The organism is Neobacillus niacini, assembly GCF_030817595.1.
In the GTDB taxonomy this organism is placed as follows: domain Bacteria; phylum Bacillota; class Bacilli; order Bacillales; family Cytobacillaceae; genus Neobacillus; species Neobacillus niacini_G.
This window is the reverse complement of the sequence record NZ_JAUSZN010000001.1, coordinates 5184208-5197564: the sequence shown is the minus strand read 5'-3', so window position 1 is coordinate 5197564 and position 13357 is coordinate 5184208. Positions and strand designations below refer to the sequence as shown.

Annotated in this window: 11 protein-coding genes; 5 read left to right on the top strand and 6 right to left on the bottom strand. The window is 39.0% G+C overall.

Features of this window, described 5'->3' with window-relative positions; all coding sequences use genetic code 11:
• The first annotated feature begins 373 nt into the window (after nucleotides 1–373).
• Nucleotides 374–1093, top strand: a complete 720-nt coding sequence (gene sleB, locus QFZ31_RS24550; RefSeq protein WP_307308021.1) for a spore cortex-lytic enzyme — start codon at nucleotides 374–376, stop codon at nucleotides 1091–1093.
• 143 nt (nucleotides 1094–1236) lie between these two features.
• On the opposite strand, the gene purU is transcribed toward sleB, so the two are convergent.
• Nucleotides 1237–2136 (bottom strand): formyltetrahydrofolate deformylase, encoded by a 900-nt coding sequence (gene purU, locus QFZ31_RS24545; protein WP_307308018.1) that lies wholly within the window; start codon nucleotides 2134–2136, stop codon nucleotides 1237–1239.
• 134 nt (nucleotides 2137–2270) lie between these two features.
• Between purU and QFZ31_RS24540 the strand changes: the two genes are divergently transcribed.
• Together QFZ31_RS24540 and QFZ31_RS24535 are read left to right on the top strand one after the other, a co-directional pair.
• Nucleotides 2271–2990, top strand: coding sequence for a metallophosphoesterase family protein (locus tag QFZ31_RS24540; RefSeq protein WP_307308015.1), 720 nt, complete (start codon nucleotides 2271–2273; stop codon nucleotides 2988–2990).
• 416 nt (nucleotides 2991–3406) lie between these two features.
• Nucleotides 3407–3880 (top strand): GNAT family N-acetyltransferase, encoded by a 474-nt coding sequence (locus tag QFZ31_RS24535; protein ID WP_307308012.1) that lies wholly within the window; start codon nucleotides 3407–3409, stop codon nucleotides 3878–3880.
• Nucleotides 3881–3914: 34 nt separating this feature from the next.
• Here QFZ31_RS24535 and QFZ31_RS24530 read toward each other — a convergent pair whose 3' ends face one another.
• The 3 genes from QFZ31_RS24530 to galE form a co-directional block, all read right to left on the bottom strand.
• The gene (locus QFZ31_RS24530; RefSeq protein ID WP_307308009.1) at nucleotides 3915–5264 is read right to left on the bottom strand and encodes a putative bifunctional diguanylate cyclase/phosphodiesterase; all 1350 of its coding nucleotides are present in this window, start codon (nucleotides 5262–5264) and stop codon (nucleotides 3915–3917) included.
• 42 nt (nucleotides 5265–5306) lie between these two features.
• A complete protein-coding gene (locus QFZ31_RS24525; RefSeq protein WP_307308006.1) occupies nucleotides 5307–5720 on the bottom strand; it encodes a PAS domain S-box protein in 414 nt (137 codons plus the stop codon).
• Between the two features lie 621 nt (nucleotides 5721–6341).
• Nucleotides 6342–7313, bottom strand: coding sequence for a UDP-glucose 4-epimerase GalE (gene galE, locus QFZ31_RS24520; protein WP_307308003.1), 972 nt, complete (start codon nucleotides 7311–7313; stop codon nucleotides 6342–6344).
• A 499-nt stretch (nucleotides 7314–7812) separates the two neighbouring features.
• Here galE and QFZ31_RS24515 point away from each other — a divergent pair, with 499 nt between their 5' ends.
• A complete protein-coding gene (locus tag QFZ31_RS24515; protein ID WP_307308000.1) occupies nucleotides 7813–9960 on the top strand; it encodes an ABC transporter permease in 2148 nt (715 codons plus the stop codon).
• Nucleotides 9961–10006: 46 nt separating this feature from the next.
• Here the strand turns inward: QFZ31_RS24515 and QFZ31_RS24510 are convergent, their stop codons facing one another.
• A complete protein-coding gene (locus tag QFZ31_RS24510; RefSeq protein WP_307307997.1) occupies nucleotides 10007–11245 on the bottom strand; it encodes a helix-turn-helix domain-containing protein in 1239 nt (412 codons plus the stop codon).
• A gap of 188 nt (nucleotides 11246–11433) precedes the next feature.
• Between QFZ31_RS24510 and QFZ31_RS24505 the strand changes: the two genes are divergently transcribed.
• Nucleotides 11434–12732 carry an MFS transporter gene (locus QFZ31_RS24505; protein ID WP_307307995.1) on the top strand — a complete coding sequence of 433 codons (1299 nt, stop codon included), beginning with the start codon at nucleotides 11434–11436 and terminating at the stop codon, nucleotides 12730–12732.
• 48 nt (nucleotides 12733–12780) lie between these two features.
• Here QFZ31_RS24505 and QFZ31_RS24500 read toward each other — a convergent pair whose 3' ends face one another.
• The gene (locus QFZ31_RS24500) at nucleotides 12781–13239 is read right to left on the bottom strand and encodes a CBO0543 family protein (RefSeq protein WP_307307993.1); all 459 of its coding nucleotides are present in this window, start codon (nucleotides 13237–13239) and stop codon (nucleotides 12781–12783) included.
• Between the last annotated feature and the right edge of the window lie 118 nt (nucleotides 13240–13357).

Genomic DNA, 13357 nt, shown 5'->3' with positions numbered 1-13357 from the left:
TTATTATGATTTGTCCTTCACCACCCTATGAAAGACAAATCTCTTGGCTCCTTATTATGATTTGTCCTTCATCACCCTTATGAAAGACAAATCTCTTGGTTCCTTATTATGATTTGTCCTTCATCACCCTTATGACAGACAAATCTCTTGGTTCCTTATTATGATTTGTCCTTCATCACCCTTATGAAAGACAAATCTCTTTGCTCCTTATTATGATTTGTCCTTCATCACCCTTATGAAAGACAAATCTCTTAGTTCCTTATTATGATGTCCTTCATCAACCAAAAAAGTCTATATTTTATTAGATACATAAAAATGTAAAAAATATGAAAGTATAGTAAGTATATTGTTTTATTCGTTAGGAGGTTAAATTGTGCAGAGGAAACATATTGTTAACCTTCCACTGATTTTACTTTTTCTAACTGTTACATTTTTAGCCAACAGCGATCAAGGGAAGGAAGTACATGCATTTTCAAACCAGGTTCTTCAACAAGGAGCCCGTGGAGAAGATGTCATTGAGTTACAATCGCGTCTTGCCTATAATGGCTTTTTTAAAAGTAAAATTGATGGGGTTTTTGGGTGGAATACTTACTGGGCCGTACGGAATTTCCAGTATGAGTTTGGACTGCCTGTCGACGGAATCGTCGGGGCAGATACAAAGGCAAAGCTGGTTAAGGCAACAAAGTATGAAAAGAATGGCAATAACACCTCTAACGCTGCCAGTGTTCCAAGTGGTTATAGCGCAAATGATATCCGTTTGATGGCAAATGCCGTTTACGGGGAGGCACGCGGGGAACCCTATGAAGGTCAGGTCGCGGTTGCAGCTGTCATTATAAACCGGGTTCAAAGTGCTTCTTTTCCCAATACAGCAGCCGGGGTTATCTATGAACCCGGTGCCTTCACGGCAGTTGCTGATGGACAAATTAATTTAACACCGAATGAAACGGCAAAAAAGGCTGTCCAGGATGCTTTAAATGGTTGGGACCCAAGCGGAAATGCTCTATATTACTTTAATCCTGATACCGCAACGAGCAGCTGGATCTGGAGCCGCCCACAGATAAAGAAAATTGGTAAACATATATTTTGTAAATGAAAAGTCTTATAGAGTCGGTTCTATGTGACTGAATTTGTTACCGCCATCGGAATTCGGGCAAGTCGCAATATTCTTCTCAACCAGAAAGAGGATGACTCGAAAATGGAGTCATCCTCTTTTTATGGTTAACAAACCCTGAAATGTTAAAAAACAATCGTTTTATTTTGATGGACGATAATCCGGTCTTCGATATGCCATTTTACGGCTCGAGCCAAAACACTTCTTTCCACTCTACGACCAATTTTTTTCAAATTATCGACATCGTCACGGTGATCGACACGGGCGATATCCTGCTCAATAATCGGCCCTTCATCTAAATCATTGGTAACATAATGGGAGGTTGCTCCGATTAACTTTACACCGCGGGCATGGGCACGCTCATACGGCCTGGCACCGATAAACGCCGGTAAAAAGGAATGATGGATATTAATGATTTTCTTCGGATTTGCCGCAACGAATTTAGGAGTCAAGATTTGCATATACCGAGCTAATATCACTAAATCAATTTCATATTCCTTTAATAACTCAAGCTGCTTCTCTTCCACCTGTTCACGAATATCCTTATTCGCAGGAATATAGTAAAACGGGATATTCAAGCCTTCCACAGCATCCCTTGCTTCCTCATGGTTACTTATCACAAGCGCAATATCCGCCATTAAATCACCACTTTGCCATTCCCATAGCAATTCAAGCAAACAGTGAAGCTCCTTCGACACAAAGATTGCCGCTTTCTTCACATGATAGACATGCGTTAATTTCCAATCCATTGAAAACTTCTCAGCAATCGCAGCAAACTGATCTTCCATATCCTTTGCCTTTTCCTTTAAACCCGGGCATTCAAATTCAATTCGGATAAAAAATACTCCGCCTTCCGGATTGGTAGAATATTGACTGGACTCTATAATATTGGCTTGATACGAAAATAAAAACTGTGAGATGGCTGAAACAATGCCTGGCTGATCCGGACAACTGACAAGCAAACGGCCACGATTACGGTTCTCTTGTTGAAACTTTTCAAGTTGATCCTTTATATATGTATTCATTTTCTAGCTCCTCTATCATTATTAGAAAAAATTATACAGCAGAAAGCCTTTATAAGCTAAGTATTTTTGAAAATTCTAATTTTAATTCACAAACACTTAATGGTAAAATTTATTAAAAGGAGGTTGTCTGTGATATGAAAATCGCTTTCATTTCCGACATTCACGGGAATGCCATCGCACTTGATGCTGTTCTTAAGGATATCGAGAAGCAAAGAATTGATAAAATATATGTGTTAGGTGACATCTGTTACCGTGGACCGGAACCGAAACGCTCTCTCGATTTAGTCCGCTCTTTACATACTGATGTGATAAAAGGAAATGCCGATGAATGGGTGGTGCGCGGAATCAGGGAAGGTGAGGTGGCTGATAAGGTACTAGAGTTAATGAATCTTGAACGCCAATGGATTGTGGAGCACCTAGAACCAGCAGACATCGATTATTTAGAGAGCCTGCCTGCTCATCTAAATCTCACAATGGAAGATGTTGAGATTTCAGCCTTCCACGCTACTCCGACAAGTTTATTTGATATCGTCCTCCCTAATGCGGATGACAACCAAATCGAAACGAGTTTAATACAGGCGCAAACTGCACAGGTTTTCGTATATGCACATATCCACAAGCCATATATTAGATATCTAAATGGCAAAGTCATTATGAACATTGGCAGCGTGGGTTTACCATTCGATGGCCTGACAAAATCATCCTATGGACTTGTTGAAGTCGAGGACGGACATATAAAAACATCCATCAGAAGAGTAAACTATGATTTCGAAAGTGTCGCAGCACTGTATCATGAAGTCCATTATCCAAATGCAGAAATGATGAGTAACGTTATTCGGAATGCTAGAATCTAAGTAATCTCAGTGTTTTCTTTAATTGATAGGCTGTGTTACAGCTAATTGTAGATTTTGCACCCTGTTGATTTGCGCGGAAGGCACGAAGACTCCTGCAGGAGTACGGAGCAGGTGAGACCCCACAGGCGCAAGCGCCGAGGAGAAGGAAAAGCGGAAGCGCCTTGTCCAGCCCCGACAAGCGCTGGAGGGCCTGGCTTTGAAGTCGCTCTTTGACTTCATCGTCAGGACCGAAGCGACTCGAGGGGCTAGGCGCTATAGCTAGACAGGCTCACCGCAACGCCTGCGGAAAGCGAAGTGCCTCGTGAAAGGCAAAGATCGCCTGTCACTGCGGTGATTATTCAAAGAAGCTTTCCTTAGTGGAGCGCAAATCAACAGGCCCATGTAACACAGCCTATAGATAAAAGGGAGTTAGATAAATGCAGTTATTTGTAAGGAATCTGACGGAGGAATATGCCAAACAAATACTTAATTGGAGATACGAACCACCCTATGATTTTTATAACAATGAAGAAACCTCTGAATCTCTTAACGAATTACTAGAGAACCCCTATTATGCCGTTTTAAATCAAAACGATGAACTCGTTGGGTTCTTTTGTATTGGAAGCGCAGCCCAAGTCCCATTCGGTTCTACAGTTGGCGCCTACAATGAGGATATGAAAGATATCGGTAATGGCATGAATCCTGCCATTACCGGACAGGGGTTTGGAATACCATTCTTCACGTTTATCCTTTCGTATATTCAAGAAACCTATCAGTTGGATTCATTCAGATTGACAGTAGCAAAGTTTAATCAAAGAGCCATTCATCTTTATACCAAACTTGGATTTGTTAAAAAAGTGGAGTTTAATAGAGGAACAACTGAATTCATTACGATGGTTAAGCATTATTAATAGGTAAGGGCCGGAGTCAATACGTTCTCCGGCCTTATTTGAATTTTCCTTTTAAGCCCTTCTGTTCAGGAGTAAAGAACGTTTCGACCATTTCCACACTAGTTGGTCTGCTAAAATAATATCCCTGCATGTTATGGCAGCCAATGCTGCATAAAAATTGATATTGCTCTAAATCTTCAACTCCCTCGGCTACCACATTCATTCCAAGGTTTCTTCCCATTGCCACTAATGTTCGACAGACAGAACGCTGATTTTTATTCTCTAGCCCTTCAATAAAGGATTTATCAATTTTTATCGTATTAAATGGATATTGAACGAGATAACTAATGGACGAGTAACCAACCCCAAAATCATCAAGAATGATGTCGACTCCTTTATCCTGTAATTCTTTTATCGTGTGCAATGTTTGCTGGACATTGGTCATCGCTGTTCTTTCTGTGATTTCAATTTTTAACAGATTAGCAGGTAACTGATGGCGTGCTAAAGTATCCTTAACACTTTCAAGAAAAGATTCCAAATTAATTTGCCTCGCAGGTACATTAATAGAGACATAGAATGGCGGCAAGTTCATATCTGTCCATATTTTACGTTGTCTACAGGCAGTCTCCAATACCCAATTGCTTAATTTTATGATTAAATCTGACTCTTCGGCAATTTGGATAAATTCTCCGGGTGGTATCGCCCCTAAAACGGGGTGCTGCCAACGCAGAAGTGCTTCTACCCCGATCACCTGTTTTCCATACACATCAACGATTGGTTGATACACCAGATATAATTCATTGTTTTCTATGGCTTTATGAAGGTATTGCTCTAGCAGGAGTTTCCGTGATAGACTTTTCGCCATTCCTAATTCATAGGATTGTATTCCTACTCCGCTTTCCTTTGCAAGGTACATCGCTTGGTCTGCCTTCTGAATTAATCCTTCTGCCTCATACCCATGATCAGGAAAAATACTCATTCCAATACTGGCATTTAGTACATATTCATGACCAAGGAGTCCGATTGGCTCTGCAATTATCCTATTAATTCTGGCTGCCGCTTCATGAAGGTCCTCCTTTGTGTTCACGTTATTTAGCAAGATAACAAACTCGTCCCCGCCTTGACGTGATATTGTATCCTCCCTTACCAAACTGCCCTTCAACCGTTCTGCAATAACCTGTAAAACTTTATCTCCCATTTTGTGACCAAGAGAATCATTGATATATTTAAATCGATCGAGATCCAGGAATAGTACCCCGACCTTCATTTTCCTTTCCTTTGCTTCATTTAACGTTTTATGAAGCTCATGGTCCAATTTCCTTCGGTTTGGCAAACCTGTCAAAGAATCATGAAAAGCTAAAAACGTTAATTTTTCCTCTGCCTTTTTCCTTTTCGTACTATCCACAACGATTCGATCAATCCTCTTAATACCCGTAAAAATAGTATCCTAGTTCCGAGTAGTGGAAGGTGAAAGATTCTTTTCATTTGCTGTGCTGGTAATATAGCCGCAAATACCTAGAATTACACCATCTACTTTAACGGGAATAGAAAGGATATTTACATCTATTACATGACCGTTCCGATTTCTAATCTTTGTTTGAATACTCTTCCTTTCTCCTTTGAGGACAGTATTAATATGCTCAATCGTCTTATCAATCTCTTCTTCTTCTAAAAACGAGACAAAATTCCATTGATAATCAGGATGTCTTTCACATCCTGTTAATCCTTGAACGGCTTCATTCGAAAAAACAATACTGCCCTCCAAATCCATTACGTAACATGGATATGGCATACCCAAAAGTAAGGGTTTACAACTTTCAACGAAGGAACTTAAATCTGAATTTTTGATCTCATATCTCAAGAGAAATCTCCTTTCTACGTTCCGGAGAATCAAACATCTACTTAATGAGACGATATACCATATTCCCGCATATAGCTGTGATAGATATCAACAAACTCAGACATTTTTTTCACCTTCTATTACTAATCAGACGTTTGATTAAAAGTGCTCAATCTCATTTAAAGAAAAGTATATATTAATTTCCTAGAAAATAACCTGTCGAAAAAAAGCAGGTTAGTTTGATAGAAACCAGTCGAAAACAAAAGCAGATACTGTGACAAGCTTTTCGATTTTTCCTATTCCCTTTTTGATAAAGTTAATTATCGAAACGTGTTTAGTGCTTTTGTCTCTATTTTTCAAGTTAAGCACTGTGAAATAAATCATTTGTATCATTGTGAGTGTAAGCGTTTTACATTATAATCAGTATAACAATCGGCAAACAGAAATATTAATCTACAACTACTACTAGGGAGTGGATTTTATGGACGAGCAGGGTAATTTCGCTTATGGGCTAGTATGGGGCACTTCATTAAGTGTACCGCTATGGATTGCGTTTTTCGGTTGGATAAAATTAATCATTCATTTTATATTTTAGGCTATATAAAAAATACCCTTGCCCGGAGACGGACAAGGGTTTGTTGTTTAATACTGCTGATTGTTATGCCATTTCCAAGCATCTGCAATAATCTGTTCCAAATTCCGCTCTGCATTCCAGCCTAATTCATTGTAAATCTTTTGTGAAGACGCTACAAGTCTTGCTGGATCTCCAGCACGACGATCAGCCATTTCAACATTTGCTTTTACCCCGGTTACTCTTTCACACGTCTCTATAACCTCTTTTACCGAATAGCCAAGACCATTTCCTAAATTATAAATCTCTGCACTTTTCTTCCCACTTATTAAAGCCTCTAATGCAAGGATATGGGCGCTTGCTAAATCAGTAACATGAATGTAATCACGAATACATGTACCGTCAGCTGTGTCATAATCAGAGCCGAAAACAGCCACTTTTTCACGTTGACCTAAAAGCTGCTGAAGAATGATCGGAATTAAATGCGTTTCTGGGTCATGACTTTCACCAATTTTAGAAGATTCATGTGCCCCAGCCGCATTAAAATACCGTAGAATTACATAGTTCAATCCATATGCTTTCGAAAAATCAGAAAGCATTTGCTCTATCATTAATTTAGAATGGCCATAAGGATTGATAGGAGCTGTGACGGTTTGTTCATTAATAATCTCAACATTTGGGATACCATATGTAGCCGCAGTAGAAGAGAAAATAAAGTTCTTAATATTGTTTTTCATCATTACTTTTAGAAGAGTTAACGTAGCTGCGACATTATTTTCATAATATTTAAGAGGATCAACCACAGACTCTCCTACTAGGCTAAAAGCAGCAAAATGCATAACAGCCTTAATGGGATAACTAGAGAAAATCATTTGCAGGTCTTCTTCATTTCCGAGATCGCCCTGTACAAAAATGGCTCTTGTATCGATCGCTTCACGATGACCTGTAGACAGGTTATCTAATACGATTACCTCTTCCTTTTCCACTAATTCCTTAACAAGATGACTGCCGATATAACCAGCACCGCCAACAACGAGAATCATTGTCATTTCCCCTTATACAAAAAATTTTTCTTATAAGTTTCATTTTATCACAAAATCATTGTAACAAATCCAACCCCCATTACGTCCAAAACTTGAATGTTGTAAATATTGGAAACTCGAAAAGCTGAAGCGCCTTGCCAGGGGCGACAGGCATAAGACGAGCCGGCGAGAAGGTTGTACTTTAACCTTCTTGACGGATTGTCAGAAATGTGGAGGCGACTGCCCTGGGACGAAGGCATAAGACGACCACTGCAAGAAGGCGCTTTTTGCCTTCTTCAGGGGGCGGATTATGACTCGAGTCCCAAGGAGCCGAAACTAGACACGCTTATGACCCCGAGCCCCTAGGCGCTGGAGCTAGACAGTAACCTAAGTTCATAGTTGCTTTCTTATCTTTTAACTAGGTTGAAAAGGGGGAATATTTAGAATATAATTTTTTTGCGGGAAACTACTTCTATTATACAAATGTAATGACTTTCAATGAGAAATGAGGTGGGAGATTTTGAGGTTAGTTAGATTATTTACATACTATCTACTTGGAATGGTATCTATATTTTGTGTGAGTATTTTTCCACAATATTTTTCCACTAGAGGAACTCCAGAATCAACAGGGTATTTTGCACAATTATTCTCGTTTGGGAAGGACTTAATGAAACCAGAATCATGGGTCTATAAGTTCGAAAGGTCGCAAACGGGTGGTGCTCCAATGATGGAGATTATGGGGCCGGCATTTATTTATTCCATGCAACTCCTGTTAGGTGCTCTTTTCGCAGGCTTTAGTATTGCCCTTCTTCTCGCATTGGGGTCGGCCTTTTTACCTAAAATCGTGCTTAGTCCCATCAAGAGATTACTTGAAGTGTTGGAATCTGTTCCAGACTTGATACTCGCTACCTTATTACAAGTATTATCGATTATGATCTTTAAGTCGTTTGGAGTGGATTTATTTCGGGTCGCCAGCTTTACCGAAAAGGCCTACTTTGCTCCGATTGTCACGTTGGCGATTTTACCGCTTGTATCCATGTTCAAAATCCTTCTCCTTATGATTGAGGAAGAGTTTTTAAAGGTATATGTCACCTTTGTAAAAAGCAAAGGGATAGACAAATTCAATATCTTAATTAGACATATCTTAAAAAATATCATGCCCCTTTCGTTTCATCATATCAAGCTTATTATTTGGGGAACACTTTCTAGCCAATTTATCATTGAGCGTGTTTTTAACGTCCACGGACTAACCTTCTACTTACTTGATAACTTCAAACCTATAACCATTTTTGTTACTTTGGGTCTTATTTTTACACCTTTTTACTTTCTGTTCCAATTAGTAGATATTTGGCTTAAAGAAGACCTGCCATTATCTTATGAAACAAGACGGAGCTCTTGGTGGCGCAAATGGGGTATGCGCAATATGGGGGAAGCGGCAAAGAGATTCTATGAAAACATCTCTTATTCTCTTCAATCGATTAACATAAGAAAAATATCGCCATTCCGTCCATTTATCAGTGCACTTTTTACTTTTTGTCGTCATATGAAAAATTGGAAATTCGCAATTGGAGCTTTATTTTTCATTGTAACCATCAGTTATAGCATTATTTATTCGGTCACAACTGATAATCATGTTGACCAAGTAAGACTTTATTATTCAGAAGACGGTGTAAAGCTGCTGAGTGCAATGCCGCATGCGCCCACAAAGCCCTTTTTCTTTGGTTCCGATAAATTAGGGTTCAGCCTTTTTGACCAATTAGTCATTGGCGCGAAATATACGCTGATCTTTGCTTTGCTCATCGCCTTATTGCGTGTAGTTGGCGGGCTTTTGTTTGGTGTTATTTATGCCTTTTATTTAGGACCCCGCACCCAGCAATGGCTTGCAAAGTTAATCGATTCGATTCATTTCCTGCCATTAAGTTTGGTGGCATATATCTTGCTAGCGCCGATTTTAATGCCGGCATTTACCGGCTTCGGCTATGAATTTACCTATACGTTTACCGAACGGATTTTACTTGAAATGTTCATTTTAACCATCCTGGTCGTTCCGTTAACGAGTGTTCTACTAGGAAAAGAGATAAAGCGAGTTCTTGACTATGAATTCATTGCAAGTGCGCGCGTTTTAGGCGGAAGCAGATTTCATCTCTTCTGGCGGCACATCTTCCCGCATATTGGTGCCCGTTTAACGATCTTATTAGGAACACAATTTATCCAAGTTCTATTAATTTTTATACATTTAGGGATCTTTAAATTTTTCTTTGGCGGGACCAAACTAGACTTTGATCCAATGGGTGCGGATCCGCCGATGTCGATTACCCATGAATGGTCTGGATTAATTGGGGAGTTAGGAAGAACGACCATTGCTTCAGGTCGCTACTGGTACTTGTGGATTTTAGCGGCTTTCATGCTGGCGATCTTTGCAATGCAGCTGATTATCCAAGGAGTGAAGGAAGTTCAGCAAGTAAAAGTCGGAGTGTTATATAAACTTCCAAAAGCTCAAAAGAAAAAAGCTAAACATACACATGAAGTTCCTTCCTATCAAGTTACAAAGGATAGTTTTAAAGTGATTGGAAATGAGTCTAATAGTACTCTCGAATTTGGTGTGGGTAAAACGTTCGACCGAAAAATAAAACCTAAGTTCAAACGAGGATTTGAACGTGGAATTTAACACTAAATCTGGAGCTAGATTCAAACAAAAGAAGGACCCCGTACACTTAGTTTTGTACGGGGTTTATTTTTGCAAGAATAGCAGTGTAGGTCTCAATCGCAAATTCCTTGAAAGGCAAAGATGGGATATTTTCGAAATTCTTCACTGCCAATTCGGCAGATTGAAGCGCATTTTCCATTTCGTCAAGTTTAAAATGGCATAAAGCTTTGTATGAATAACGAACATAAAAAAGTGATAAATCAAATGGATGGTGAGTAGTGGTCGGAGTCTCTACTTTTTCAAATTCATGAATCGCTTCCCTAAATTTTCCAAGACCATATAAAGCCTTTCCTTTTTCCATTCTATAAAGCGACTCCACCACTTCTTCTTCTTGGGGGTTGCCTAAGTACTGGTCAAGGATTTCAAGCGCCCTGGCGTACTCTTTGTTTTCAGCAATTAAAGTCATAGCAATGAGCAGATTATGAACGAGGATGGATAATGTATCCTCAGCAAAATCACCGTATTGCTTTAACTTACGTAAATAATGCTCTCGCTTTTCTTTATCACTAAACATCATAGCCTGTCCGGCACCAATTCTGTATAAATCATCAGCGCGATAGAAGATTCGATGCTTTTTTGAAAAAATTAAGGCATTTTCCATCACGTGAGTTGCCGCAGTAAAATCACCCACTGCAAAATGAAGAATCGCTTCTGTATAGTCAAGGTCAACCCGTGTCATGGGGTCAATAAAGACATGATTGGATTCAATTTCCGTACGTTCGCTCAGTAATATCTCTAATGCTTTGGAATAATCATGTTCAATGAACTTTACCATAGAACGGAATATTGCAATTTGCGCACGATTTGCTGTTACATTCATTTTGTCATATATACTTGCAGCTTGATTAGATAACTCCTCCCAGCCAGATTGTTTTTCTTCATATAGACTCCTACTATAAATGTCTAACAACCGTGCTGCCTCATACCCTTGTGGAAGGTTCCTTATATAGGGATCTATAAGGGTTAAAAGCTGTTGGTATTTATCACCGACTTTATCTTTTTTTTCATTGTACAGCTTTTCTGCTTTTTCAAGAACTTCTCTTAATTCCAATGTACTGACTTCCTCTAATAAATCAGTTACTTCCACCCCTAATCCCTCAGCAATATAGGCAAGGCTCTCCATAGAGGGCTGTGCTTTATTGTTCTCGATTAAGCTAAGCATGCCCTTGGTAAGTCCTTGTCCTGCTAGTGCTTCAAGCGTCAGCTTTTTCTGCTTTCGCAATTTTCGTATTCGGTCCCCTAACATGTAAAGAGCAACTCCTTAAAACGTTTCTTTGTTTAATTATATTAAACTTACCCATGATTTGAAAGATATAAACGAGATAAAAATAAATTTGTTTAATTAAATTAAACTTTATGTTTGATTTGGTAAAAACTTCATGTTATAATTTGTTTAATTAAATTAAACTTACTGAATGAAAAGAGGAGATTTTTATGAATAACAGTATGAAGTTGAAAAAAGCCACGTATCATCTTTGGACTTTTACCATAAGCAAACTAATTGCATCTTTTGGATCGCAGGTATATTCATTTGCCATTAGTTTTTATATATTGCAGGCTACAGGTTCGGCAAAGAGTTTTGCGTTGAACTTGATTTGCAATGTATTACCTCGTACCATCGCAGCGCCATTTGCAGGTTATATCATCGATAAGTACCCACGGAAAAGAATCGCCATTATCTCACAAATAGCGACGACCTTGGCCATCGGGGGTTTATTAGTCGTCAGTGTCACCTTAGGATTATCTCTAACCGCAATCTATATCACTACCTGCCTCCTCTCCCTAACATCCATGTTTTCCAGCGTAGCGTTCACCTCTTCTATAACAGGACTTGTGGACGAAGCAAGAATTCAAAAAGCCATGTCATTAAACCAAATGTCCGTATCCTTTGCGGCTATTGCCTCTCCAGCAGTCGGAGGCCTCTTGTATGGAGTGATTTCCATGCCAGTGTTCCTCATCTTTTATATGGCCGCTTCAACGGCTGCCATCGTTCTAGACGCCACGATGAATTTCACATTGTTTGCTTCTCAAAAGTCAGAAACAGTGGATAAACAGAAAGAATCCATGTGGCAAGGAATGAAGGCGGGTGTATCTTATTTAAAATTACAGCCGATGTTAATGACCATTATCTGGATTGCATTATTAGTTAATTTCCTTTTCAGTGCCTATCAGGTTGGATATTCGTTTATTCTTATTGAAAAATTAAAAATGCTTTCCCATCATTTTGGTTTTACGGAAGGTGCCTTTGCGGTCGGTATGCTGCTGTTATCGATTTATCTCTCTATTCGAAAAGAGATAAAGTTTCCGTTACGGGTTTCAAAAAGAGGCATTATTCTTATGGGGGTCATCATGGGGAGTACCACTCTCCCATTACTTTTCACCATGAATTATACCATCATGTTTGGTTACTTCATTCTTCTTCAATTCCTATTAGGAGTGTGTATTGTTTTCGTTAACACGCCAACCCAGGTAATGATGCAAAAACAAATTGCCGATGAATATAAGGGGCGTGTGTTCTCGCTCATTGAAACAGTAGCAATGGCTTTATCACCATTAGGTATGGTGCTGTATGGATTACTATATGATGTATTTCCTGCAGAATGGGTTCTGCTCCTGTCATCTGGAGTATGTGTGTGTGTAGTCCTTACTCTTTTAAGACCTGCCGTCATACGAAGGGTCCATCCGGAGCTTGAAGCGGAAAAAGTAGTGAAGAAAAGTGCGGAGGCATTTTGATAAAGGTTAAGTCAAGAGGGTTGGATTAGTTGAGTCCAACCCCCATTTTTATCGATCTAATTTTATAATTCTCCTAACCAACCTTAAATGAGACACCAAGATGAGAAAAACAAAGGGATATAGAAAGAGGGAATACCAGATTTTCCAGCCTGTATAGTTAAAAAAATGAGTCCTTTCAACAATAAATTCAATAATGGAGGATCCTGCTGACCATGCAAGGATATATAAAAGTTTCAGTTTGTTGGTCCCTTTAAAGGGATAATAGTTTAAAAACAAAATACTGACCGGAATAAAATAAAGAAATTCTCCCACAAACCCCAGCCATTGAAAACCTTCACCAAAATATCCGTACAAATGGTATTTAAAGACGAGAACCAAATCTACATTGATACCAAATACCAAAGCAAAAAGACTCGTTGTATATAATTCAATTTTACTCAATCTCTTTGGAACTAGGTAACCAATCATAACAAGAATAAAAAAGAATATAAATACCAGCTTCCACATGGATAGATGATCTCCTTCAAAGGTGACTAATTAAACGTTATACTTTCCAAATCCTTGTTCATATAGTCACATATCAATCCTCGTCTAGATAAAATGCCTAAAGACCTACTCCATCCAC

Coding starts and splice junctions, on each gene's coding strand:
- purU (WP_307308018.1), bottom strand. CDS start 2,136: ATGAATACATATATAAAGGATCAACTTGAAAAGTTTCAACAAGAGAAC.
- QFZ31_RS24540 (WP_307308015.1), top strand. CDS start 2,271: ATGAAAATCGCTTTCATTTCCGACATTCACGGGAATGCCATCGCACTT.
- QFZ31_RS24535 (WP_307308012.1), top strand. CDS start 3,407: ATGCAGTTATTTGTAAGGAATCTGACGGAGGAATATGCCAAACAAATA.
- galE (WP_307308003.1), bottom strand. CDS start 7,313: ATGATTCTCGTTGTTGGCGGTGCTGGTTATATCGGCAGTCATCTTGTT.
- QFZ31_RS24510 (WP_307307997.1), bottom strand. CDS start 11,245: ATGTTAGGGGACCGAATACGAAAATTGCGAAAGCAGAAAAAGCTGACG.
- QFZ31_RS24505 (WP_307307995.1), top strand. CDS start 11,434: ATGAATAACAGTATGAAGTTGAAAAAAGCCACGTATCATCTTTGGACT.
- QFZ31_RS24500 (WP_307307993.1), bottom strand. CDS start 13,239: ATGTGGAAGCTGGTATTTATATTCTTTTTTATTCTTGTTATGATTGGT.